Source organism: Luminiphilus sp. nBUS_07 (assembly GCF_051201685.1).
Taxonomy (GTDB): domain Bacteria; phylum Pseudomonadota; class Gammaproteobacteria; order Pseudomonadales; family Halieaceae; genus Luminiphilus.
On record NZ_CP179213.1, the window covers coordinates 2,012,443 to 2,037,409 of the forward strand.

Annotated in this window: 21 protein-coding genes; 11 read left to right on the plus strand and 10 right to left on the minus strand. The window is 52.9% G+C overall.

Annotated elements, in window-relative coordinates; all coding sequences use genetic code 11:
* Positions 1-7: 7 nt before the first annotated feature.
* The 4 genes from pcaF to paaZ are packed head-to-tail and all read right to left on the minus strand — an operon-like array spanning position 8 to position 4,504.
* Positions 8-1,213 carry a 3-oxoadipyl-CoA thiolase gene (gene pcaF / locus ACMAZB_RS08975; RefSeq protein WP_435216606.1) on the minus strand — a complete coding sequence of 402 codons (1,206 nt, stop codon included), beginning with the start codon at positions 1,211-1,213 and terminating at the stop codon, positions 8-10.
* The gene (gene paaI / locus ACMAZB_RS08980) at positions 1,206-1,673 is read right to left on the minus strand and encodes a hydroxyphenylacetyl-CoA thioesterase PaaI (protein ID WP_435216608.1); all 468 of its coding nucleotides are present in this window, start codon (positions 1,671-1,673) and stop codon (positions 1,206-1,208) included. Before paaI ends, pcaF begins: the two co-directional genes overlap by 8 nt.
* The gene (gene paaG, locus ACMAZB_RS08985; protein ID WP_435216610.1) at positions 1,670-2,458 is read right to left on the minus strand and encodes a 2-(1,2-epoxy-1,2-dihydrophenyl)acetyl-CoA isomerase PaaG; all 789 of its coding nucleotides are present in this window, start codon (positions 2,456-2,458) and stop codon (positions 1,670-1,672) included. Before paaG ends, paaI begins: the two co-directional genes overlap by 4 nt.
* 3 nt (positions 2,459-2,461) lie before the next feature.
* Positions 2,462-4,504, minus strand: coding sequence for a phenylacetic acid degradation bifunctional protein PaaZ (gene paaZ, locus ACMAZB_RS08990; RefSeq protein ID WP_435216611.1), 2,043 nt, complete (start codon positions 4,502-4,504; stop codon positions 2,462-2,464).
* 678 nt (positions 4,505-5,182) lie between these two features.
* Between paaZ and ACMAZB_RS08995 the strand changes: the two genes are divergently transcribed.
* Positions 5,183-7,495, plus strand: coding sequence for a TonB-dependent receptor (locus ACMAZB_RS08995; RefSeq protein WP_435216613.1), 2,313 nt, complete (start codon positions 5,183-5,185; stop codon positions 7,493-7,495).
* 126 nt (positions 7,496-7,621) lie between these two features.
* On the opposite strand, the gene paaK is transcribed toward ACMAZB_RS08995, so the two are convergent.
* The gene (gene paaK, locus ACMAZB_RS09000; protein WP_435216614.1) at positions 7,622-8,905 is read right to left on the minus strand and encodes a phenylacetate--CoA ligase PaaK; all 1,284 of its coding nucleotides are present in this window, start codon (positions 8,903-8,905) and stop codon (positions 7,622-7,624) included.
* Positions 8,906-9,023: 118 nt separating this feature from the next.
* Between paaK and paaX the strand changes: the two genes are divergently transcribed.
* On the plus strand, positions 9,024-9,956 hold the full coding sequence (paaX, locus tag ACMAZB_RS09005) for a phenylacetic acid degradation operon negative regulatory protein PaaX (protein ID WP_435216616.1): 933 nt from the start codon (positions 9,024-9,026) through the stop codon (positions 9,954-9,956).
* 83 nt (positions 9,957-10,039) lie between these two features.
* Here paaX and ACMAZB_RS09010 read toward each other — a convergent pair whose 3' ends face one another.
* A complete protein-coding gene (locus ACMAZB_RS09010) occupies positions 10,040-10,951 on the minus strand; it encodes a fumarylacetoacetate hydrolase family protein (protein WP_435216618.1) in 912 nt (303 codons plus the stop codon).
* Positions 10,952-10,953: 2 nt separating this feature from the next.
* The gene (locus tag ACMAZB_RS09015) at positions 10,954-12,048 is read right to left on the minus strand and encodes a Rieske 2Fe-2S domain-containing protein (RefSeq protein WP_435216620.1); all 1,095 of its coding nucleotides are present in this window, start codon (positions 12,046-12,048) and stop codon (positions 10,954-10,956) included.
* Positions 12,049-12,234: 186 nt separating this feature from the next.
* Between ACMAZB_RS09015 and hpaE the strand changes: the two genes are divergently transcribed.
* From hpaE to fghA, 9 genes are all read left to right on the plus strand, one after another.
* Positions 12,235-13,767 (plus strand): 5-carboxymethyl-2-hydroxymuconate semialdehyde dehydrogenase, encoded by a 1,533-nt coding sequence (gene hpaE, locus ACMAZB_RS09020; RefSeq protein WP_435211139.1) that lies wholly within the window; start codon positions 12,235-12,237, stop codon positions 13,765-13,767.
* A gap of 12 nt (positions 13,768-13,779) precedes the next feature.
* Positions 13,780-14,631, plus strand: a complete 852-nt coding sequence (hpaD, locus tag ACMAZB_RS09025; RefSeq protein WP_435216622.1) for a 3,4-dihydroxyphenylacetate 2,3-dioxygenase — start codon at positions 13,780-13,782, stop codon at positions 14,629-14,631.
* 22 nt (positions 14,632-14,653) lie between these two features.
* Positions 14,654-15,019 (plus strand): 5-carboxymethyl-2-hydroxymuconate isomerase, encoded by a 366-nt coding sequence (locus ACMAZB_RS09030; protein ID WP_435216624.1) that lies wholly within the window; start codon positions 14,654-14,656, stop codon positions 15,017-15,019.
* A gap of 8 nt (positions 15,020-15,027) precedes the next feature.
* Positions 15,028-15,831, plus strand: a complete 804-nt coding sequence (gene hpaH / locus ACMAZB_RS09035) for a 2-oxo-hept-4-ene-1,7-dioate hydratase (protein ID WP_435216626.1) — start codon at positions 15,028-15,030, stop codon at positions 15,829-15,831.
* A 10-nt stretch (positions 15,832-15,841) separates the two neighbouring features.
* Positions 15,842-16,606, plus strand: coding sequence for an aldolase/citrate lyase family protein (locus tag ACMAZB_RS09040; RefSeq protein WP_435211145.1), 765 nt, complete (start codon positions 15,842-15,844; stop codon positions 16,604-16,606).
* A gap of 100 nt (positions 16,607-16,706) precedes the next feature.
* Positions 16,707-17,828, plus strand: coding sequence for an acyl-CoA dehydrogenase family protein (locus ACMAZB_RS09045; protein WP_435216628.1), 1,122 nt, complete (start codon positions 16,707-16,709; stop codon positions 17,826-17,828).
* A gap of 19 nt (positions 17,829-17,847) precedes the next feature.
* The gene (locus ACMAZB_RS09050) at positions 17,848-19,056 is read left to right on the plus strand and encodes an acyl-CoA dehydrogenase family protein (RefSeq protein ID WP_435211149.1); all 1,209 of its coding nucleotides are present in this window, start codon (positions 17,848-17,850) and stop codon (positions 19,054-19,056) included.
* Positions 19,057-19,432: 376 nt separating this feature from the next.
* A complete protein-coding gene (locus ACMAZB_RS09055) occupies positions 19,433-20,539 on the plus strand; it encodes an S-(hydroxymethyl)glutathione dehydrogenase/class III alcohol dehydrogenase (protein ID WP_435216630.1) in 1,107 nt (368 codons plus the stop codon).
* A gap of 2 nt (positions 20,540-20,541) precedes the next feature.
* Positions 20,542-21,384 carry an S-formylglutathione hydrolase gene (fghA, locus tag ACMAZB_RS09060; RefSeq protein ID WP_435216632.1) on the plus strand — a complete coding sequence of 281 codons (843 nt, stop codon included), beginning with the start codon at positions 20,542-20,544 and terminating at the stop codon, positions 21,382-21,384.
* A 5-nt stretch (positions 21,385-21,389) separates the two neighbouring features.
* Here fghA and ACMAZB_RS09065 read toward each other — a convergent pair whose 3' ends face one another.
* The 3 genes from ACMAZB_RS09065 to ACMAZB_RS09075 all read right to left on the minus strand — a co-directional run bounded on the left by ACMAZB_RS09065 (position 21,390) and on the right by ACMAZB_RS09075 (position 24,962).
* Positions 21,390-22,844: a S41 family peptidase gene (locus tag ACMAZB_RS09065; protein WP_435220069.1), complete on the minus strand. Its 1,455-nt coding sequence runs from the start codon at positions 22,842-22,844 to the stop codon at positions 21,390-21,392.
* 160 nt (positions 22,845-23,004) lie between these two features.
* Positions 23,005-24,462: an NADH:flavin oxidoreductase gene (locus ACMAZB_RS09070; protein ID WP_435216634.1), complete on the minus strand. Its 1,458-nt coding sequence runs from the start codon at positions 24,460-24,462 to the stop codon at positions 23,005-23,007.
* A gap of 5 nt (positions 24,463-24,467) precedes the next feature.
* Positions 24,468-24,962: a MarR family winged helix-turn-helix transcriptional regulator gene (locus ACMAZB_RS09075; protein WP_435211159.1), complete on the minus strand. Its 495-nt coding sequence runs from the start codon at positions 24,960-24,962 to the stop codon at positions 24,468-24,470.
* Positions 24,963-24,967 lie beyond the last annotated feature (5 nt).

The following is a 24,967-nucleotide window of genomic DNA, read 5'->3' on the forward strand; positions in this document are numbered from 1 at the left end:
AGTCGTTTTAAACACGCTCAATAATTAGCGCTATACCCTGGCCAACACCAATGCACATCGTGCATAAGGCATAACGTCCATGGCTGCGCCTTAACTCATAGGCAGCCGTTGTTACCAGCCTAGCGCCACTCATTCCTAGGGGATGGCCCAAAGCGATCGCGCCACCATTTGGGTTTACGTGATTGGCATCGTCAGCAAGGCCCAGAGAACGCGTTACCGCGAGCGCCTGAGCAGCAAAAGCCTCATTGAGCTCAATCAAATCCATATCGCCCAAGGAGAGGCCCGCAAGCGCTAGCACTTTTTGCGCAGCCTCATAGGGACCATGACCCATAATTCTGGGCTCAAGGCCTGAAGTTGCCATTGCCACGACCCGCGCCAACGGTTCCAACCCCTGTGCCAATGCCGCCGCCTCAGACGCCAGCATCACAGCGCAAGCGCCGTCGTTTACGGTCGACGCATTGCCCGCTGTAACAGTACCGCCCTCACGAAAAGGGGTAGGCAGGCTGGCTAGTCGCTCTAATGAAGTGTCCTTCCTAGGGCCTTCATCCACGGTTACTTTCAGCGCTTCGCCTTTGCGCCTAGGAATCACCACCTCAGTGATTTCTTCCTCGAAGCGCCCCTCGTTTTGAGCCGCGATTGCCCTTTGCTGCGAGCGCAAGGCAAAGGCATCTTGATCAGCTCTCGATATGGCAAATTGTGTCGCGAGGTTCTCCGCAGTTTCGGGCATTGAATCGGTACCCCAGCGCTTCTTAAAGGCAGGGTTCACAAAGCGCCAACCAATGGTCGTATCGTAGGTCTGTAAGTTCCTGTCAAATGCTGAGTTAGCCTTGCCCGTCACAAAAGGGGCGCGACTCATAGACTCAACGCCACCGGCAATAGCAAAATTGATCTCACCGCTCTTTACAGCGCGAGCCGCCGACCCGACAGCATCAAGGCCGGAGCCACACAAACGATTGAGTGTGACCGCAGGTATTTGCTCTGGCATGCCCGCCAGCAGGGCGCTCATTCGCGCAACATTCCGGTTATCCTCTCCCGCCTGATTTGCACAACCCATCCAAATGTCGTCAACAGCCAACCAGTCTGTGCTTGGATGACGAGCCATCAATGCTGCGATTGGTATGGCTCCTAAGTCATCGGTGCGCACGGCAGATAAACCGCCTCCATATCTTCCAATCGGTGTTCGGACTGCGTCGCAAATAAAAGCTTCAATCATTAAGTACCTCTACTGAATCTCGCCTGACAATGGCATCTCCTATTGTGGTGGAGTTACCACGGAACTGCGCAACACACTCGCCCGTTTCATTGGTCACCGTGACATCGTAGATGCCCGTTCGTTTGGCCTGATGAACCACCGATGCTGTCGCCAGCAGTCGCTCACTCAAATTCGCCGGCCTCAAAAAATCGATCCGAGCACCCGATGCAACGGTGACGAGATTGCGGCTATTGCAGGCATAGGCGAACGCACTGTCGGCCAACGTAAAAAGGTAGCCGCCATGACATATCCCGTGCCCGTTAACCATTTGCGCTTGAACCGTCATTGCCATTTGCGCACTACCCACATCAACGCTAATGAGCTCCATTCCCAAAGCCTGACAAGCGCGATCGTTTTCCCACATTGCAGCCGCTGCAGCCGTAGCTGTAGCAGTCTCGACTGAGGCTGAATCATTGCTCACTGACCTTTGTACTCCGGCTGTCTTTTCTCCAAAAACGCCGCTACACCTTCTGCGTAATCGTCAGTAAACCCGGCAGTGCGCATCAACGTCTTTTCAAGCTCCAATTGCTCATCGAGGGTATTGGTCATCGAGGCGGCAAACGCTTTTTTAGTATAGGCAAAACCAAGAGTCGGCTGTGTGGCTAAGTGCTCCGCCAACGCCATAACGGTGTCCATGAGCTTACTATCCTCTACGACCTCCCAGATAAGTCCCCACTCCTTGGCCTGATGAGCAGAGACTTTAGGCATCAGCATCGCCATTCCCTTGGCGCGTGCCATACCGACCATCCGCGGAAGGTGCCAGCTACCGCCAGAATCAGGTATGAGCCCTAGCATGGCAAAAGACTCTACAAACTTCGCAGACTCAGCCGCAAACACCAAATCGCAGGCCAAGGCTAGATTTGCCCCAGCACCGGCAGCCACGCCATTGACCGCGCAGATAACGGGCTTTTCCATACTGGTAATGCGGCGGATTAGTGGATTATAGAATTTTTCCACCGACGCACCCAGATCAACACGCTCCCCGGGAGCGACGTTACGATCATTCAAGTCTTGCCCAGCACAAAATCCGCGACCAGCGCCGGTAATTACCACGGCACGTATTGTCCGGTCTTCAGCCGCAGCCTCCAGTACCTCAGCGACCTCCCCATGCATGGCTGCCGTAAAGCTGTTTAGACTGTCAGGCCTATTCAATGTGAGGCAGGCAACCCCACCGGCGACGGCATACTCGATGTACTCGAAGGGCATACTTTAAGCCTCCTGCCGCTCAACCAACGTCAGAATGTCGTAGACGGCCACCGGCCCCCCGTTTTGATTAGTAACCTCAACCGCCCAAACGACGACGCCATTAGGCTTTTCATCGCCCCGCCGGGCTTTCTTGATTTTCCGCTTAACGGTCAGCTTGCACTGGATTGTGGTCCCTGCAGGTACCGGCTCTACAAACCGCAAATTCTCCAGCCCATAGTTGGCGATAACTGGACCTGGCGCCGGGTGCACAAACATGCCCGCAGCCGCTGAAATGACGAAGTATCCGTGGGCGACCCGCTGACCAAAGAAAGAATCTTTAGCCGCGATTTCGTCGAAATGTGCATAGAAGTGGTCGCCACTGACGCATCCGAAATTAACAATGTCGGCTTCCGTTACGGTTCTGCGGTGCGTCACTAAGGTCTCGCCAATTTGCAACTCTTCGAAATACTTTTTAAACGGGTGCACAGCATCATGAATTTCTTTGGCGCCGCGATGGTATTCCCGCGTAATCGCCATCAACGTCGTCGGTGAACCCTGAATCGCGGTGCGCTGCATGTAATGCTTAATGGCTCTCGCACCACCGAGCTCTTCGCCGCCACCCGCCCTGCCCGGCCCACCATGAATCAAGTTGGCAAGCGGTGCACCGTGCCCTGTCGACTCTCCAGCGCAATCGCCATTGATAATAAGCATGCGCCCATGCCAGGCCGCGGTGCCTAAAATTACGGCGCGAGCCTCCTGATCGTCTGCGGTGAAGAGCGAACCTACTAGCGACCCCTTACCCATCCTCGCAAGCTCAACGGCATCATTGAGGGAGTGGTAAGGCATTAAGGTTGCAACGGGGCCAAAGGCCTCGACACTGTGCACGACGTTTGCGCTAAGCGGCTCATCGCAACGTAGCAGTGTCGCGGGATAAAACGCGCCGGCATTATGGGATAGCCCCGCCAACGGCATGTCCTCCTCGCCCCCGGCCACTATCGTGGCCTCGCTGCAAAGCGCCTCGACTTTTTCCCTGACATCCTGCGCCTGCTCGGCACTCACTAACGCACCCAGTCGCACCTGTTCCAGTGTGGGATCTCCAGCAACGGTCTTAGCGAGTCGCGCTTTCAGCGCTTCGGTTACTGGTTCAATTAGGGCGTGAGGAACAATCACACGGCGAATCGCTGTGCACTTTTGTCCTGCCTTAGAAGTCATCTCACGGGCAACTTCCTTTACGAAGAGCTGGAATTCGGGATCTTCTGCCTTAACCGACTCACCAAGAATTGCGCAGTTCAGGGAATCGGCCTCCATGGTAACCGGCACGCTATTAGCCAGAAGGTTTGGATGATTTTTAAGTGCCTGGCCCGTACTTGCCGAACCCGTAAAGGTCACTACGTCTTGCTCGTTCAGGTGGTCGAGCAAATCACCCACGCTACCGCATACGATCTGTACAGCACCCTCGGGGAGCAAACCTATATTAATAATTTCTTGGACGACCGCCTTGGTCACATACGCTGTGGGTGTTGCTGGTTTGACAATGACAGGCATACCCGCGAGGAGACTGGGCGCTATTTTCTCCAGCATGCCCCACACAGGAAAGTTGTAGGCATTGATGTGAACGGCAACTCCCGGCTTGGAGGTCAGAATGTGCCGCCCTACGAAAGATCCATTTTTTGACAGCGCCTCCATTTCCCCTTCGATTAGCACTGAATCGTTGGGGAATTCCCGAGTGACCAGGCTCGCGTAGCTTAAAGCGGTACCAAAACCACCCTCAATGTCGGGCCAAGCATCCGCGCGGGTAGTGCCTGTTTTGAAGGAGAGCTCATAAAACTGTTCTTTCATTGCCATGAGCTGCTTTGCGGTTTCTTTAAGCGCAGCGGCACGCTCGTGGAAGGTCATCGCACGCAAAGCCGCGCCACCTACCCGTCGCCCATAGTCCGCCACTTGCACCATGTCGATGCCAGTAGCATCAACCGAACAAACCGGCTCTCCTCGGACCGAATCGACAACCGGCCGGCCTTCTCCAACACCTGACACCCACGCGCCCATGACGTAGCTTTGAAGCTTCATAACGCTGACTCAACTTTCCCCGCTAGCGAAATTATATGATACATAAAAATAGATTTATTTGTAAGTTATGTATTATTTTCTCTGCGGGATGCGGGGCAAAGTGACTGTCGCCATATGGCTCTCAACCACTCTGGCGAATATCCGGTGTGTGTGACTGGTTTATACAGCGCACCACACTGCCCGACTTGCACCGCCACTTAGCTCCAGACTTGTCGAAACCCTAAACAGTTAGATAGAGGCACGGGATGTCCCCCCAGCCCCGTTACACTGTGCACATCGAGGATGGGAACAAACCTTCAAGAAGCCATAGCGGGCTTCACAAAATCCTTGTCAAATCGGGCATTTATTAAAGAAGCGGAGGCACTCTACTGCCTGAGGAAGCGCTACGGAGAAACAGTCATGACAATCGCTGCCACATAGCAAGCCCGCGTTATGGAGACCTCAAACACTGACGAAGTGGCAAGCCATGCCGACGCCTTAAAAAAATCTTGCAGCCAAAATGATACGGAAATTTCTTAGTTTTTTATTTTTTTGTACCAAATTTGACCCAAAGGCAAAAATTTACTTTCCTCCCCTGACCACAGAAGGCATTATCTCGAGAGGAAATTGACAAAAGCAGAACAAAACCATAGCGGGGAATGTTCCGAATTCCCCACCTGCTACTCACTGGAGCGACTCATGAAAATAACATTTTCCAAACTGTTCTCAAAAACTCCGCTCGCACTAGCTTGCGCTGCAGCGTGCTTTTCAAATGCGCTGTATGCTCAAGAATCTGGGCAACTCGAAGAAGTCATTGTTACGGCTACAAAGCGAGCGCAATCCTTACAAGAAGTCGGCATGTCAATTACGGTATTGTCAGAACAATCCATTGAAGAAATGGGCATCGATAGCTACCTCGATTTCGCCGTCAGGATCCCAAATTTAGGAACCGCATTTCAGTCTGACGGCCGCTTTGATTCCAACTCTCCTTCACTACGCGGTGTATTTGGCAGCGGTGACAAATCGTCCTCAGCTACCACCGGCATCTATATAGACGATGTTCCCGTTACCGCTGCTCTTCAGCCACGAGTCATTGATCTAGAACGCATCGAGGTTCTTCGAGGCCCACAAGGTTCTCTTTATGGCGCTCGCTCTATGGGCGGCACCATTCGCCTGATAACACAACAGCCCAGCCTAGATGAGAGCTCAGGATCAATCCACACATCGGTATCTTCTGTTGCTGATGGCGGTGAGAATTATGCGTTTGACGGCAATATCAACATACCCCTCGTTAAAGATAAGCTTGGTTTGCGCATTGCGGGTTACTACGGCTCGGTTTCTGGTATCTACGATCGAGTCTACGAGCCCAATTGGTTGAACTACCAGACAGGGGAGATTACTCAGGGTACAACCCCTGCGTTCGACACCAATGAGGACGTAGACGACGAAGATTATTATGGCGCTCAAATTGCCATGAAATGGATGCCCACCGACAACCTGTCTATTACCCCAAAGTTCATGTATCAAAAAATCAAAGCTGACGGCCTGCCCTTTGCCGATGTCAATTCAGAGAATATGGAAACAAGACGTTTCTTTGACGCTGACGAGCCGGGTGAGGACGAGTGGTGGATAGCGAGCGTTGTCGTTAATTGGTCACTCAGGGCTGGAGATGTGACATCTACAACCGCTTTTTATGAGCGTGACACCTCCGAGTTTGAAGAAGAGCACACCTTCCTCGATTTCATCTACGGTGCCGCGGTGGGTATTCCTATCACTCCATTAGAGTCGGTATTAGAGACCACCTCAGAATATGAAAATTTCACACACGAAACGCGCTACAGCAGTAATTTGGAAGGCCGCATAAACTATACCGTGGGCTTTTTCTACGGCGATAGCGAAGGTATTCGAGGCTACCCGCCCGCCTTACAGCTAGGCGCAAATGCCGCCCTTGACAATGCCCTCGGTATACCAGCCCCCGGATCAGCAGGAATTGTCCCTGGAGACCTCATCTTCATTACCAGTCAACCCGAGCAAGTTGATGAACTTGCCCTATTTGGTGAGGTGACTTTCGATCTAACAGATCGCATTGCGCTCACGGCAGGGGGTCGCTGGTATGACACTGAAGTTACCTTTGAGGCAGCCTCCGATGGTTTCGCCAATGGAGGCCCCAGTTCCTTCTCGGGCAAGCAAAGCGAAAGCGGCTTCAATCCAAAAGTCATGGCGTCTTTTGATGCGACTGATGATGTGAATTTTTATGCCACAGCATCAAAGGGGTTCAGAATTGGTGGCGTGAACGGGCAAATTTCTCCAACACTGTGTGGCGATGAACTCGACCGAGTAGGCCTCGACCCAGATGCCCTGAGAACCTACGACTCAGATAGTCTTTGGAGCTATGAGGTGGGCGTTAAATCGCGACTTGCCGATAACCGTGTCTCACTCAATGCCGCAGCATTTTTTATTGATTGGAGTGACTCTTTGCAAGTACAACGGCTAGCTTGTGGTTTTCAGGTCGACGCCAACGTGGGTGATGTCGAGAGTAAAGGTTTTGAAGTAGAGCTCTCAGCGGCACCCATTGAAGGTCTGACACTTGATGTAGGTATTGGCTACACCGAGACCGAAGTCGCTAGCGCCTCAGGTGATGGCTTTCCGGGTTATGCAGAAGGCCAAGCACTTCACGGTGTCCCTGACTGGACCGGCACTGGCTCTGCCCAGTACATATTCCCCGCCTTCAGCGCCTGGGATGCACGACTGCGGGCCGACGCGAACTATTACGGCGAGAGCACCAGCTTTAACAACGGCTCGATTGTCGACCGAGACAGCTGGTCTGCTCTGAACCTGCGCGCAGGCGTACTGAATGAAAACTGGGATGTCACCCTGTTTGCTGACAATGTTACCGACGAGCGCGCTAACCTTGCGGACAATCGGTCAATTGCAGCCGAGATGCCCGGACGGCCACGTATCGTGACTAATCGACCTCGAACCATTGGTCTTGAAGCGCGCTATCGTTTCTGAGTAGAGACATTTGGCTACGAACAGGCGCCTGCAAAAGGGCGCCTTTTTTTTGGCTTGGTTTTGATTGACGTAGATGCGCAAAAGGTTGTGGCCACATTTTGGGGCTGCCAGCAGGCCTTTCAATTATTATCTTCGATCAATGACTCGCTTCGCCTTGCCCTCAGAGCGCGGCAGCCCTCCACTGCTGTGCACTTGCATTCGACAGCTAATTCCTACCAGATTTTTGATGCGCTGCTGTAAATCACTAGCCTGTGCTTGGGCGTCGTTTGCGTCAGGCTTTTCCTCTACATGCAACGTCACCTCATCCATGTTGCCCGCACGGTTAAGTTCTATTTGATAGTGTGGTGACAGCTCTGGCTTTTGCAAAAGGAGCTCTTCAATTTGGCTGGGGAAAACGTTGACGCCACGAATAATCAGCATGTCATCAGAGCGCCCGGTGATTTTGGCAATCCGCCGCATGACGCACTCACTCCCTGGTAACAGTCGTGTGAGATCTCGGGTGCGATAACGAATCACGGGGAAAGCTTGCTTGGTTAGGCTGGTGAAAACCAACTCGCCTTCCTGACCCTCTTCTAATACATCGCCGGTTTCGGGATCTATGATCTCCGGCAGGAAATGATCCTCCCAAATGGTCGGTCCGTCTTTGCTGTCCACAAACTCCTGCGCAACACCTGGCCCCATTACCTCGGAAAGGCCGTAAATGTCTGTCGCGTCTATGCCACAACGCGTTTCGATGGCCTGTCGCATAGCGTTGGTCCAGGGCTCGGCACCAAAAATTCCAAGGCGCAATTTTAGTTCTCGAGGATCGACCCCTTGGCGGTCTAGCTCATCGGCGATGTTAAGCATGTATGACGGCGTCACCATGATGATGTCAGATTGAAAATCCTGCAGCAGCTGCACCTGCTTTTCGGTTTGACCACCCGACATGGGAATGACTGTGCAACCCAACTTCTCTGCGCCGTAATGAGCCCCTAAGCCCCCGGTGAAAAGCCCATAGCCATAAGCCACCTGAACCCGATCACCGGCCCGACCTCCCGCCGCCTCAATAGAGCGCGCAACACAGGTTGCCCAGTGATCTATATCATCCTGGGTATACCCAACCACCGTGGGTTTTCCTGTAGTGCCACTCGACGCATGAATTCGCGCCACTTGGTCCATGGGCACACTGAACAGGCCAAAGGGATAGTGCGCACGAAGATCCTGCTTGGTAGTGAATGGAAACTTCTTTAAGTCTTGCAGGTTTTTTAAATCACCAGGATGAACGCCTGCCTCATTAAATTTTTCCCGGTAAGGTGGTGAATTATCAAACACGTGCTGTAGTGTTTGTTGCAGGCGGGAAACCTGTAGTGCCTCCAAACTGTCTTTGGATAGCCGCTTCACATCGTTCAAGGAGGTAAGAGTTTCTGACACAGCCAGTTTTGCCTTGTTCAGTTGGTATACTTAAATTTTAAAGTAATACAAGTGCAGCATTTTGTGCAACGTTTTTGTATCGTATTGAGCCTAATGCAGCTCCCGTCGAGGAAATAATTTGAGTATTGCGAAACAGTTACAACCCATTATCAGTGCCTTTCGAGAGAGACAGCCGATGCGGGCAAAGTCCCTCATAATCACGCTCTTTGGTGACGTCATCTCTCAGCATGGTGGAGAGATCTGGTTGGGCAGTATTGCCAAGTCGGTAGACGCTTTAGGCGTTAATGATCGTTTGGTTCGAACTTCAGTTTTTAGACTCGCCAAAGAGGGCTGGTTAGAGGTCGAGCGCGAAGGTCGCAAAAGCTTCTATGGGTTCACCCGAAGTGGCGGCAAGGAATACCAACGCGCGGCACAGCGCATTTACAGCGCTGGCGGGGACAGTTGGCGCGGCGGTTGGCAACTGCTCATGCCAACACATTTGCCCGAGCACCTGCGGGACGATTTCAGGCGAAGTTTAACTTGGCTTGGCTTTCGCCCCATTAGCAATGGCACCTTCGCGCGCCCGGGCGGGGACGAGGAATCCATACGCGACTTACTGGACGAGTTTGACCTCAGCAGCGGCGTGGTGGTTATGGAGGCAAAAACAACGGCGCTTACAACGTCAAAGGAGTGGCGTGCCATCGTCAGCGAGCAATGGCAACTGAGTCATCTTGAGGAAGACTATCGGCAATTAATTGGGTTGTTCAGACCGTTAAAAAAAGCCCTCGATAAAGGCCAATTAGCAACACCCGTTGAAGCCTTCCAGGCTCGACTGCTGCTCATCCACGAATACCGCCGTATTCTCCTCAGAGATACGCCGCTGCCTAATGACCTTCTCCCAAACCGCTGGCAAGGCACGGTCGCGCGACAGCTTGCACAGGCTTTGTATCGGGATCTTGCTGCGCCCTCTACCCACTACATCCAAACCGAACTGGTGAATCGACAAGGGCGGTTACCAGAGTCAGAGCATTATTTTTATGAGCGCTTTGGTGGCATCGCCAAAGCGCTTTAGCCGCTGAAACCGGTTTTTTGACTGAAACAGCCCGTAAGGATTGTTAGGCTCCAGTGGTATTTTTTTCCGAATGTTAAGGCTGCTTAATCCTGTCGATTACTACGAAGCTGTAACGTCATGTCCGCCTCAGCTGTCGGGTCGTCCGCCACTGTATTGGAGAGTGTTCCAATCGATGGGCAGGTAACCTCTACGACATCACCCGGCGCCAGATACTTAGGCGGATCAAACCGGGCACCCGCACCATTTGGCGTACCTGTTGAGATCATGTCTCCAGGTTGCAGCGTATAAAAAATTGACAAGTAGCTTATAAGGTAATCAAAAGGAAACATGAGATTAGCCGTTGTGTCCTGCTGTCTTAACTCCCCGTTGACCCGGGTCTCTAGGGACAGCTCAGCGTGACTGCCCACATCAGCAGCGTCCACCAACCAGGGCCCAATCGCTCCGGAGCAGGGAAAGTTTTTGCCTTGAGTCACATTGAACTTGGCATGACGTACCCAGTCGCGAATCGTGCCCTCATTCATTAGGGTGTAACCCGCCACATGCTCCATTGCTTTTTCCTGGGGTATGCGATGACCCGCTTTACCAATCACCATCACGATCTCTCCCTCATAATCGAGCTGCGGGCTCTCGGGGGGACGCCACAGGTTTTGACCACTACCCGTGAAGGACTCTTGCCCTCTCATAAAAAGGCTGGGCCACTCGGGATCCGGCGTCTTGTCTTTGTACTCGGCATTCCGGTTAGCGTAGTTAACGCCGATACATATGATTTTGGGCCCACAAACTACAGGTGGCAGCAACACCACATCAGTCACCGCCACATCCGGCGACTGCTGATCAGCCAGGTCCGCGAGGGACGCAATACCTTGGCCGCGCGTCAGTCGCTCCAAAACTGACCCACCATAACGCGCCCCTAAATCGACAATGCCGACCCCGTCAGTCGTCACTCCCCATGAGACTTTTTCTCCCACTCTAAAACTTACCGTTCGAATCGCCATTTTTATATCACCGGATTTTTAATAGTTTCTGCAGGTACCGGAAAGGTCTTCCTTTCCTCTGCAATGCGCTCAAACCAAACTCGCCGAAATTGCGCCAACGCATTGTCGCTCGCTAAACCACGGGGCTGAAAATCACCATGTGCTTCGAGGAGCTGCTGCTGAGCCTCAATAATAACTTTGTCCTCATAAAAGCCATCGAACATTGCCGCTTTAAGCGTTTCCCCCGCCTCGTTGTCACCCTTACGAAAGTTCCGTAGGTACTCCCAGAAAAAATGCGAGGAGCTTCTTGTCTCCGGGGTCATATATTGGCAGTTGCGGAACTCCAATAACTTGGGCTGTTGCGCCTCTTGATCCCAACCCTCGGGTCCAAATTGAGTGTCCATGAGGAAAATACCGGGGGTGTACATACGGACAAAGTTTCTGCGGTCCACAACCATATCAGCAGGCCAAGGCGTAATCTTCTGCAAATATGGCGGCTGCTCACTGCCCCGGTGCCAGCGCTCAAATTCAAAACCGTTATCGAGTTTGTCCACGTGCTGAGCCGACTCTGTGGCGTAGTCTTCCGATCCCCCAAGGGTCGAGGTGTGCACGAAAGCCAAATGCGAAAAGTCGGCAAGGTTATCAACGATGAGCATCCAATTCGCGTCGTAGTGCAGATAGCAACGATTGGGAAGCCCGCACCACTCGGGATCCTCCAAAGGCTCAAAGTGTGGAATATCCTCCGAATTGGCCTTATCGGGTTCTCCCATCCAGATCCAAAGCATTCCCCCTCGATCAACCAACGGGTAACTGTGTACTCGGTGGTTACTGCTGATTTTTGCCTGCCCGGGGATTTCAACACACTGACCCGAAGGGTCGTATTTCATCCCGTGATACATACACCGCAAACAGTCGCCCTCGATACGGCCCATCGATAGCGGCGCAGATCGGTGACAGCAGCGGTTATCCAAGGCCACATAGACACTTGATGCGTTCTTGTAGATGACAATGGGTTTCTCCAGCAATGTTCGGGAAAAGGGTTTGCCATCCTCGATTTCACTCGTCCAGGCTGCCGCATACCAGCAGTTGTATAAAAACCATTCTTCAGCTTCGCGCATTCGCCCCTCGCCTATGGTGCTATTCAACGACCAACTAGCTCGCCTCAATGCTCATAAAGCCTGAGGCCATGAAAAAAGAACCGGACTGTGAGCAACCAATATGCTCATCTATATTGTTGGCCCGCCGCATAAAGGGTAACATGTTACCCAATATGGCGCACTTTGTGCCAGTGCTGGGAGATCACGATGCCACCTACCACCGTTTTTGTCGACAACGAAGCCCGAGCAACCCGCTACTTATCACGCTTTAAAAAAAGCGTGACGGGCCACTTTATTGACGGCGAGTGGGTAGCAACACAAGGCCAACAGACCTTTACCAATTTAGACCCAGCCACCAATAAATCCTTAGGAGAAATTGTCGCAGGCACAGAATCTGACATGGATCGCGCCTGCGAAGCTGCGGCGAACGCCTTCCAAGACTGGTCCGCCATGCCAGGAGCCAGCAGAAAGAAAATCCTGCATCATTTTGCGGATTTAATCGAAAGCAGGGCCGATGAAATTGCTCTTGTTGAATCTTCCGATTGTGGCCAAGCGATTCGATTTATGAAACAGGCCGCCATTCGGGGTGCCGCGAACTTTCGCTTTTTTGCCGATAAAGCCACCGAAGCGAGAAACGGACAATCACTGCTTCAGGCTGATCACACCAACTTCACACTACGCAGCCCGATAGGCCCAGTGGGCATCATAACGCCATGGAATACCCCGTTCATGCTGGCTACTTGGAAAATTGCACCGGCACTCGCCGCAGGGTGCACCGTTGTGCATAAACCCGCGGAATTGAGCCCACTGTCAGCACATTTACTGGCGGAGATTAGTGCGGAGGCCGGTATTCCTGCCGGAGTGTGGAATACAGTGCAGGGATACGGAGAAACTGTAGGGCGCAGGCTTTGTGAGCATCCCGCTATTAAAGCGATAGCACTCGTTGGTGAAACCCGAACAGGCAGCCAAATTTTGCGCCAAGGCGCCGACACGATCAAACGGGTGCACCTTGAACTTGGGGGGAAAAACCCTGTCATTGTTTTTGACGATGCCGATTACGACAGGGCGTTGGATGCTGTCATTTTTATGATCTACAGTCTCAACGGCCAGCGCTGCACCTCTAGCTCTAGACTGTACATTCACAACGGTATTCGTGAGCGATTTTTGCAAGATGTACGAAAGCGCGTTGAAGCTTTGGTCGTCGGTCCACCCTTAGACCCTGCAACCGAGGTAGGGCCTCTCATTCATGAAGGGCATCTCAAAAAAGTCATGCACTACCTGAGCGCAGCAGTTGAAGACGGCGCTACCGTTGCAGCGGGCGGAAATCGACGCGATGACTTGGGAGCGGGCAACTATGTGTCCCCCACCCTATTCATTGACGCCGATAATAAAATGCGCGTTGCAAGAGAGGAGATTTTTGGACCTGTGCTCACCGCCATCGGCTTTGATACTGAAGAAGAGGTGATCGCCCTTGCTAACGATACAGACTTTGGACTTGCAGGTTATATCTGGACCAAGGACACGGGGCGAGCGATGCGTTTGGCACAGCGCATTGAAGCTGGGATGCTCTGGGTCAACTCAGAAAATAATCGGAACCTGCCCTCGCCTTTTGGCGGGATGAAGATGAGCGGGATGGGGCGCGATGGCGGCGACTATAGTTTTGATTTCTATATGGAAACCAAAAATGTTTGTATTGCTCACGACACCCACAGCATTCCCGTATTGGGACAGCGAACTTAAGGAATCAGGTCTATGGGAAGCATCGCATTTGCCGCAAAAATAACCCATGTTCCGTCCATGTACCTGTCAGAAATGGATGGTCCCCACAAAGGTTGTCGTGACGCTGCCATTGCAGGCCATCATGAAATCTCGAGACGCTGCCGTGAATTGGATGTGGATACCCTTGTCATATTCGACACGCACTGGCTGGTTAATTCGGGCTACCACATCAACAATGCCCCGCACTTTCAGGGCGTGTATACCAGCAATGAACTCCCTCACTTTATTAAAAATATGCCCTACGACTACGAGGGAAACACGGCTTTAGGAGAAATCATCGCCGAAGGCTGTAGCCAAGCTGGGGTCAACACCCGAGCCCATAGCGATACAACCTTAGCTTTAGAATATGGCACCCTCGTGCCTATGCGCTACATGAACGAGGACCGCCACTTCAAAGTTGTTTCTATTTCGGCCATGTGTCAGGTCCATGACCTAGAGGAAAGTGGACGGCTCGGTGCTGCAGTTAGAGCCAGCGTGGAGCAGCATTACAGCGGCAAGGTCGCCTTACTAGCATCTGGCTCACTGTCCCATCGCTTTGCGCAAAACGGTGTCTCTGAGCACTACCTTCACCGGGTATGGTCACCAATGATGGAACAAATGGATCGAACGGTGGTTCGAATGTGGGAGCAGGGTAACTGGCAGGAGTTTGTCGCCATGCTCCCAGAGTACGCCGACAAATGCCATGGTGAAGGATTTATGCACGACACCGCCATGTTACTTGGCGCACTGGGCTGGGATAATTACGAGGGCAAAGTCGAAGTGTTGACGCCCTACTTTGGCAGTTCAGGAACAGGGCAAATCAATGCCGTGTTCCCAATCCAGTAAATCCAAATCGAGCGCCGCTAACATGCCACACTTCATCGTTGAGTTTTCAAATAACCTACCCGAAAACGCTCTTGATATACCCACGTTACTAGAAACCCTGACAGCAACCGCAGTGAATACTGGCCTTTTCCCAGAAGCGGGCATCCGAGCAAGGGCTTACCGCGCCGATTACCAGCATGTTGGGGCAGGTGACGCCGCCAATGGCTTTGTGCACGTTACGATGAATGTTGGTCAAGGCCGTAGCGAGCAGGACCGCAAAAAAGCGGGAGAGCGGATTTTTGAAGCGCTAAAAAATCATATGGAGCCGCTGTTAGAGACACAAAAAATAGCGCTGTCCTTTGAAATGCGGGAAATCAACTCCGTGAAGTTCAACTTCAAAAACACCTGAGGACACCCATGCTAGATTCTATCGCTATAGAAAACGCAGCCGCTGCACTTTTTGAAGCCGAGCAAACAGGACAACAAATCAAACCTCTGACACTCGCCTACCCTGATATGACCATGGATGATGCCTACGCAGTACAGCGGGCTTGGGTGGATCGCAAAGTCGCAGCTGGCGATCGAGTAACGGGTTACAAAATTGGCTTAACATCGCGAGCCATGCAAAACGCCATGAACATCACGACACCTGACTTTGGGGTGCTACTGGAGAGCATGTATTTTGCTAACAACAGTACAGTGGTTGCTGCAAACTTCTGTGATCCAAGAATCGAAGTCGAACTCGCCTTCGTCATGAAAAAATCGCTATTTGGCAATGACGTCACCATTGAACAAGTGCTTGATGCTACCGACTATGTCGTGCCCTCTCTCGAGCTGATCGCCGCACGTAGTTTTCGCACCGACCCTGAATCGGGATACACCCGAAAGGTGTTCGATACCATTGCCGACAACGCAGCCAACGCCGGGTATATTGTTGGAGACAAGCGATTTGCGCCTGAAGACATTGACCTCCGCTGGTCCGGAGCCATTCTCTATGTAAACGGCGAAGTTGAAGAAACCGGGCTCGCTGCCGGAGTGCAGGACCACCCGGCAAAGGGCATTTGCTGGGTTTGTAAGCGTTTTGCCACTCACGGCGTGGGATTAGAACCGGGGCAATTAGTACTCAGCGGATCATTCACGCGACCGGTAGTGGCAAAAGCTGGCGACAAAATGACCTGTGATTACGGGCCGCTAGGGACTATTGACGTAACCTTTACCTAGGAATGAGATCATGAACCTGCCACGCAACTTGTTTTTGGAGCGACTCAAAAAAGGCCGAACTTTATGGGGCTGTTGGCTGGGTTTACCCGACCCCAATGTGGCTGAAATTGCTGCCAATGCAGGTTTTGATTGGTTACTCATAGACCACGAACATGCTCCCTTTGAGCTCAGTGATGTCATGGCGCACCTGCGCGCAATGGCACCCTACCCCGTAGCACCGATAGTCCGCCCCGTTAATGGTGACCCCGCTCTCCTCAAAAAATTTCTGGAGATGGGTGCGCAAACTTTCATCGTTCCTATGATTGACACGCCGGAGCAGGCACAAGCTTGTGTCGATGCCGTCTACTATCCACCAACGGGACACCGAGGTGTAGGGACCGCTCTAGCGCGCGCCTCGCATTGGAACCAAGTGCCCGATTACCTGCACAACGCCAATGGCGAAATTTGTCTCATCGTGCAGGCTGAAACCGTCACCGCGCTGGAGAACCTAGATGCAATTTTAGCGGTGGAAAATGTACACGGGGTATTCATTGGCCCTTCTGACCTTGCAGCCTCTCTGGGGAAGATCGGTCAAGGCAACGATCCAGAGCTTATGGCCCGCTGTATAGAAGCCATCAAAATCATCAAAGCCGCCGGTAAGGTTGCTGGCATCCTGACGGCCCACGAAGAGTTAATACAACAAAGTGCCGAAGCTGGCGCCGATTTCATCGGGATAGGCGTTGATACCCTGCTTTTAGGGGAGGCTCTGAGACAGCGAGCTGCTAGTCGGCTCTAATTTTTTTGTCTCTATACGTTGTTGTCACCCCCTATAAGCGGCTATAAACACGCTCTGTCCTTTCCTTCATCTTTTGGTGTTTTAACCAAACGAGGTACGCATGAACTTTGAGTTCTCAGAAGAACAACTAATGCTGCGTGAGCAGGCCCGAGGCTTTTTGTCGCAGCACTGCCCTCCTACCCGAGTTCGCGAGGTCTTTGATGGCGAGCAAGATTACGACGCGACGCTGTGGAATAGCATCGCTGAAATGGGCTGGACGGCTACCGCTATACCTGAAGCTTACGGAGGTTTGGGGCTGGGATACTACGAACTGGCTATTATCGCTGAAGAATTGGGCCGTGCGGTTGCACCAGTCCCATTTTCATCGTCAGTTTACCTAGCCACCGAGGCCCTCATTGCCTTCGGAAATGAATCTCAAAAGGAACGCTGGTTGCCCGGCCTCGCGTCGGGTGAGTGTATAGCCACGCTGGCACACGCAGAAGGCGCAGGGCAAACCACTGCAAAATCGCTCACAACTTCGCTGTCGGATGGCACCCTCACCGGTGGAAAAAAACCCGTCGCCGACGGAACAAGTGCAAATATCGCCATAGTCACAGCAGCCGCTGGAGATGGCTCGGTGACCTTGTGCCTTGTTGAACTTGATCAGGACAACGTGGATCGCAGCCCCATTCAGACCTTAGACTTTAGTCGTGGCCACGCTACCCTGACTTTCAATAACGCCACTGCAGAAGCCTTGGGCGACGGCACTATTGCATGGTCGGCCTTTGAGGCGCTACTTGATCGCGCTGCCGTACTCATGGCTTGGGAGCAGCTGGGGCTTGCTGACAAAGCCCTAGAACAGGCCTGTGACTATGCACAACAGCGCTATGCCTTTGGCCGTGCCATCGGCTCGTTTCAAGCGATCAAACACAAACTCGCGGGCATGTACGTTAAAAATGCCCTGGCACGCAGCAACGCGTATCACGGCGCGTGGGCCTTAGCGAGCAACAGCGACACCCTACCCCTCGCAGCATCGACTGCCCGGGTGGCCTCCATACAAGCATCATTAAACGCAGCACAAGAAAACATTCAGACCCATGGCGGCATGGGCTTTACCTGGGAATTTGACTGCCAGTTTTATTATCGGCGGGCCAAGTTATTGAGTCTTGCGATCGGCTCTGAACGGCACTGGCAAGACCGCCTCGTCACCGCCCTCGAACAACAAAAACCTGCAGCCGCCTAAGGTCACGGAGAACAATCCTATGGATTTTAAAGATACGCCAGAAGAAGCCATTTTCCGCAGCGAAGCTGCAGCATGGATGGCCGAGAACCAGCTCACCGCCGAAGACAAGCAAGGGTTAAGTCGACTCGACGTTGCAAAGCTTTGGCAAAAGCGCAAATACGACGGTGGTTGGGCTTGTATCGGCTGGGATAAAAAATACGGCGGGCGTGGAGCATCCGCAATTGAGCGGGTTATTTGGGATCAAGAAGAGAACAAATATGATGTGCCCTCCCGTTTTTTTGTGATTGGTCAGGGCATGATCGCGCCCACCATCATGGCCTGGAGCACCCAAGAATACTGCGACCAATTTCTTCCTAAGTTGGCGAGTGGCGAAGAGATCTGGTGCCAGTTATTTTCTGAACCCGCCAGTGGCTCAGATCTGGCTGCGCTCCGAACAAAGGCAGAAAAAGATGGCGACGAGTGGGTTATAAACGGCCAAAAAATATGGACCTCAGGGGCGCACTATTCCGACTATGGCATGATTGTCACCCGAACCGACCCTACCGTGGCCAAGCACAAAGGCCTCACTGCGTTCTTGGTCGACATGAAGGCTGCAGGTGTCGAAACCAAGCCAATCAAACAGCTCACCGGTGATGCAGATTTCAACGAGGTTTACTTCACCGACGTCCGTATACCCGACAGCTACCGCCTCGGTGAGGTGGGACAAGGTTGGCAAGTTGCGTTGACCACTCTCATGAACGAGCGCCTTGCTATTGGTGGTGGCGGTGCTGGCGCTGACGTACCGCTGGCAATGAAAATTGCGCAGACGGTCTCTATTAATGACCGCCCGGCAATTGAGGATAGTGCTGTGCGTGCAAAAATTGCCAATTTTCATGTGCAAGAAGCCGGGCTTAAGTACAACGGCTATCGCGCCCTCAGTGCACTCTCCAGGGGCGAATTACCCGGCCCAGAGAACTCTATCGGCAAATTAGTGGGGGCACCAAAATTACAGGATATCGCCTCGTTTTGTATGGATCTGCTCGAGGAACATGGTGCGCTTTGGGGGGATGACCTCGACTTCATGGCGGGCGCTGCACAACGGTCTTACATGGGCGCTCCCGGACTCCGGATTGCCGGGGGTACCGATGAAATTATGACCAATATCATTGCCGAGCGCGTGCTGGGACTGCCACAAGATCCACGGGCAGATAAAGGCATTCCGTTTAATGAGGTGCCCACAGGTAATTGAACCTGAAGGGGCTAAGTCATAAATACCGCCGGGTAGGCCGACGCCGCCCTGCGGGGCTTTAAGCAACCTTAATTCGAAGCAACCTTAATTCGCAGATGAATGCGAGCAAATTTCCGCCCTTTTATCGCGCAAAGGGCGCGTTCAATTGTTCCCGTCAAAACCAAGTGAGAGTCTCCAAGGGAGTCGGCATAGCGCTTCGCCGAGAGCTGTGGTCAAGGGCTTTAAAGGCCCGACACTCCCTCGACGGTAGGTTCACAATCACCGATTCAAGCAGACAGAGTAGCCACACTAAAAAACTCAATTTTAGGCCTTATCGGGACTGGAGAATTAAGCTGAAATGTTCGACACTGGCGGCATCTTTTAGGGAGAAGACATCATGAAAACACGCGCCGCTGTGGCCTTTGGAGCCGGCAAGCCTCTGGAAATTGTTGATGTGGACTTGCAGGGTCCTCAACCCGGTGAAGTCATGGTAGAGATCATGGCAACCGGTGTTTGTCATACCGACGCGTTCACGCTATCAGGAGACGATCCCGAAGCTGCTTTCCCCGCGATCTTAGGGCATGAAGGTGCTGGGGTTGTTGTCGAGGTGGGCGCTGGTGTGACTAGCGTAAAACCCGGAGATCATGTGATTCCGCTTTACACACCTGAATGCCGCGAATGCAACTTCTGCCTGCATCCAAAAACAAATCTTTGCCAAGCTATTCGAGAAACCCAAGGTCAGGGGGTCATGCCCGACAAGACCAGCCGCTTCTCCCTCGATGGCGAACCCTTACTCCACTACATGGGCTGCTCAACGTTCTCTAACTTTACGGTCCTACCCGAAATTGCGGTTGCCAAAGTGCGAGAGGATGCCCCCTTCGACAAGATTTGCTACATCGGCTGCGGTGTCACCACCGGTATTGGCGCGGTTGCGTTCACGATGAATGTTGAAGCCGGATCGACGGTTGCAGTCTTTGGTTTGGGTGGAATCGGCCTCAACGTAATTCAGGGTGCACGTCTCGTAGGTGCCACTCGAATTATTGGTGTCGACTTGAATAACGACAGAATCGAAATGGCAAAGAAATTTGGCATGACCGACTTCGTCAACCCCAACGAAGTCGATAATGTGGTCGACCATTTGGTTCAGATGACCGGTGGTGGTGTTGACTACAGCTTTGAATGTATCGGCAACGTAAACGTCATGCGCCAGGCGCTAGAGTGCTGTCATAAAGGCTGGGGACAAAGCTGCATCATTGGCGTCGCCGGAGCCGGACAAGAGATTGCTACCCGGCCTTTCCAGCTTGTCACCGGACGCTCCTGGCGAGGCACGGCATTTGGCGGTGCCAGAGGCCGCACCGATGTACCCAAAATTGTTGACTGGTACATGGAAGGTAAGATTAATATTGACGACCTAATCACCCACAAGATGCCCCTCTCGGATATCAACAAAGCTTTCGATTTAATGCACAGCGGTGAAAGCATACGTTCTGTGGTGGTTTACTAGATATGGCTGAGGTTATTGACAGTCATCGCTGCTTTGGCGGCGAGCAGCGGCGCTATCGTCATCATGCTGAAAGCCTCGGCTGCGATATGGTGTTTTCAGTATTCCTGCCCCCACAGGCCGCTGACGGACCAGTTCCTGTTCTCTACTACCTTTCTGGTTTGACCTGCACCGACGAGAACTTCGTCGCAAAGGCCGGAGCCCAGCAATATGCAGCAGCGCATGGCATTGCCATTGTGGCCCCCGACACCAGCCCCCGTGGTGACGGTGTTCCCGATGACCCAGAGGGAAGCTGGGACTTTGGTTTAGGTGCCGGTTTTTATGTCAACGCCACTCAGGCCCCCTGGAACACGCACTACCGAATGTATGACTACGTCGTGGACGAATTGCCCGCACTGGTCAATACCTTGCTGCCAGTCGATGGTCAACGGGCAGGTATCACAGGCCACTCTATGGGCGGCCACGGAGCTCTCACCATAGGCTTGCGGAATCCCTCACGCTTTCGATCAGTTTCAGCTTTTTCGCCCATTTGCTCACCGGCAAATTGCCCTTGGGGCCACAAGGCCCTAGGCAATTATCTCGGTGCGGACACCGCAGCTTGGCTAGAGCACGACGCCTGTCACCTGATCCAACAGACCGAAGAGCGGCTGCCTATTTTAATTGATCAAGGTGGTAACGATGGCTTTCTAGTTGAGCAGCTCAAGCCTGAATTACTGTTAAAGGCAGCCACAAACGCCGGATACCCCGTGACACTCAGGGTGCAAGCGGGTTATGACCACAGCTATTTTTTCGTGGCGAGTTTTATCGGTGAGCACTTAGCGTTTCACGCTGCAAACTTAAGTTCATAGCAGATTTACTGCACCCAAGGCGACAAACCAAAGGGGGCGTCAGGAAGCTCAGCAAGATGCCATCGCGGCGTATTTTCGAAGTTGTCGTCTAATCTACGTAACCTTGGTACTTTGTTAATGGTTGCGGTGTTGGCGCTGCAAAAGCCGTTATTTAACCATCCCAGCGCGGCGTTGAGGGACGACTCTTCAGGGTCCCCGAAATTACGCGTCAAATCATCTTTCGCCGGACAAAACGTAAAGCCGCCAGAACTGACCAGCCCATTGTAATAGCCTCCGTCACCCTCGCCGTTGACAATCTGAAACGCTATGAGGCGGAGACGGGTATCGCAACTTGCCCATTCGGGCACCTGGCTCTGATCGAAGGCATACTGCCCCACGGCCTTCCCCAAGGTATCCTCCCCAACGATGACCACTTCGATATGGGGTGCCAAACTATTTATCACCAACTCGCTGGCCGATGCGGTACCCCCAGTAGTGATAAAAGCGATGCGCATGGGCTGCATAGAGGTTTCAAGTGCGGCAAACACTGCCCCAAAATCCTCCTCACTGTGCATGTCATTGTGCGTAATTCTCCAACTGTCTTGACCGGTAGCCGCAAGCCCTCCCAGCAAGTCCAACATGGTGTCCGCAACGCTAACTAAGCCACCACCGTTGTAGCGAAGGTCAATCACCAGATCGGTTACCCCAGCATCCCGAAAAACTTGGGTGGCGTCGGCCAGAGCATCATTCGCCGTTGATATAAAGGATCTAAGGTTGAGGTAGCCCACGGGGGAATTCCCCGCTCGTTCTAACAGCAGAGGTTCCGTCGCAAGAGGTGGGGTCACTAATTCGCGCTTCGTTAACGTGACCTCTATAACGGACTGCTCCTGTCGCACGCGGAAACTCCGCTCAACACCGGCTTCTGAAGCACCAAACACCTCAGCGGTGGTCGCCTGCCGTTGGGACAGTTGCGCGATGGTTTCAAAGCCATTGCCCACATCAATCGCCAACACTTCATCGCCTCGCCGAAACTCAGCATCGCCAGCGGGCCCGCCCTGAAGAACATCGGAAAACATAAAGCGATCCAGCGAATCAAAGGCATAACTGAATCCGTAACCCACGTAGGCACCAGTGCTGCCCTGTGCGTTGTCAGCGGCCTGAGTCGTGATGTATGAAAATCCAGGATCTCTGCCATCCGGAGCTAACGGAGCCGTGATAGCGTTCAGGTAGGCCTGTGCAGTTGGATAATCGTCTGGGGAAACGGGGGCAAGCTCCTCGTACCATAGGTACCAAGACTGAGCCACCAGACTGACAAATTCCTTTTTCCCCTCTTCTCCGCACGCCTGATCAACAACTGGGGAAGCTCGGCGGGCAGCTTCAATAGGCCCGACAAGCCCGTTGAGAATCTCACTGGGAGATGCTTGCACACCTTGAAGGCTCGCACAAAAAGCCGCAAAAAAACTGAGTATCCGTACCGTCATTCCCACGTTTTGAGAACCTCGCTGTTTGATGTATTCATAATAAACGAACCCGGGAAGCAGAGCATCTGTTTCAGCTGGCGCAATAGAACAGCAGCGCCAAGGCTAAGTGCAAACAAAGCAAGACAACACATGTCGAATTTTCTACGTTACGGAAGTAGTCCTAGGGCTTAGGCGTCCAAGGCGGCGCGATCAACCGACGCTTGCCATCTGACGCGAGCACCACCCTCTGGCTATCGAGCTCAGTGCGGTCCCACAGCTCACAAGTCACCTGTTTATGCTTTTGATCCAAGCCCTCACAGTAGTTGCTGTAACGACACAACATGACGTCAGGTCCATAACCCGTCCGCACCTTCTCGAACCAGTCTGGATCTGCAAGTGCCTGTCGAGCAAAGCCGACAATGTCGGCTTTTTCGTCAGCAAGCAGCGCTTCAGCCTGATCAAAACTATAAATTCCACCTGCGGTAACCAAAGGCGTTGTATAGCCAGCTTCGCGTATCGAGGCACGAATTTTTGCTACCGGCTCTACGTTCCGCCCCCAAGGCCCCTGCTCATCCGATAAATACGCCGGCATGCACTCGTAACCGCTTTGGCCCGTGTACGGATATGCCGCCGCACCAACCCGCGGCTGTTTTGCATCATCAAACTTGCCACCACGGGACAGACTCAGAAAATCCATGCCTGCGGCTGCAAAAGCCTGTGCGAAAAAGCAGGCGTCATCAAGCCCACTCCCTTGATTTATAATTTCATCGCTGAGGAAGCGGCATCCCACCGTGTAGTCCGCTCCCACGCTTTCTCTAACGGCTTTGTAAACCTCCAGCGGTAAACGCATGCGCTCCGCTGCGCCCCCGCCATAGCCGTCTGCTCGAGTATTCGTAGCCGATAAAAATGAAGACATGGTATAGGCATGGGCGTAGTGCAATTCGACACCGTCAAAACCGGCGGTCTTTGCCCGTAGTGCAGCTGCAGCAAACAGCGGCGGTAATGTTTGAGGCAGACCAGCGACTGCGGGGTTTTCCATGTCGGTGACACGATCGCGAGCACCGAACTGCAGCGCATCCCACTCCCGAGCACTCAAAATACTTTCGAGGGTTTCGCTGGATAGCGACGCCAACGCCTGCCTAACTTCAGCCTCTGGTGCGTCATTTAGAGCTAGCGCTTGGCGGTGCTCAGGGGTGATCACGAGAAACCGATCAAAATACTTTTCTGGGTCGGGGCGCTTTCGAATATTGAGGAAATCGATTAGCTGAATCAAAAGACGCGTTTGCCCCTCGCTCGCGTCCCTCACAGCATCAGCGAGTTTCTTCAACCCGTCGATGTAGCGATCGTCAGAAATACGTAGCAGTGGGCCGCTAGGGATGTCTCTAATACCCGTCGCCTCTACAACAATCGCGCCGGGCTTCCCCTGCGCGAAACGGGCGTACCAGTCAATGACGTCCTGAGTCACTTCTCCAGCTTCGTTAGATCGCCATGGCACCATTGCCGGTATCCAAGTGCGCTGCACTAACTTTACCGACCCGAGGTTTACTGGAGAAAACAACTGCGATGAGGCAGCTTCATCACGAGTCGGCCAGCGCGCTACAGTTGTTTGATATTTAATTCGCTGAGGGGGCTTCCACACTGCAGTTAATCCTCCAGTAGGGATACGCCACGCTTGAGCTGGCCGAGATGCTTCATAATCTGCTGATGCTCCGACTGAGACAGATCGCCCAGCATTTCCACCACCCAACCCTCGTGAGCTGCAGCCATATCCGCAAAGCGTCTGCGGCCTTTCTCGGTCAGCGTAACGCACAAAGTTCGGCGATTATCGGGGACGGGACTTCGATCAATGAAGCCCTCTCCTTCGAGTTGGTTGGCAATGCCCGAAACATTGCCGCCTGACACCATCATTCGCTGAGATAACTCTCCCATCGTTAATCCGTCGGGCGCTCGCTCCAGCTGAGCCATGAAATCAAAACGTGGCAGCGTGGTGGCAAATTCTTCCCGCAAACGCGCGCGCAGACGTTGCTCAATCATGTTCGTACAAGTCAGCAGTCGCAGCCACAGGCGAATGCTTTGGTGATCTTCGCTTTGTACACGTGACTCATGATTTAGTTCTGTAGCGGTCGCTTTGTGGTTCAAAACCT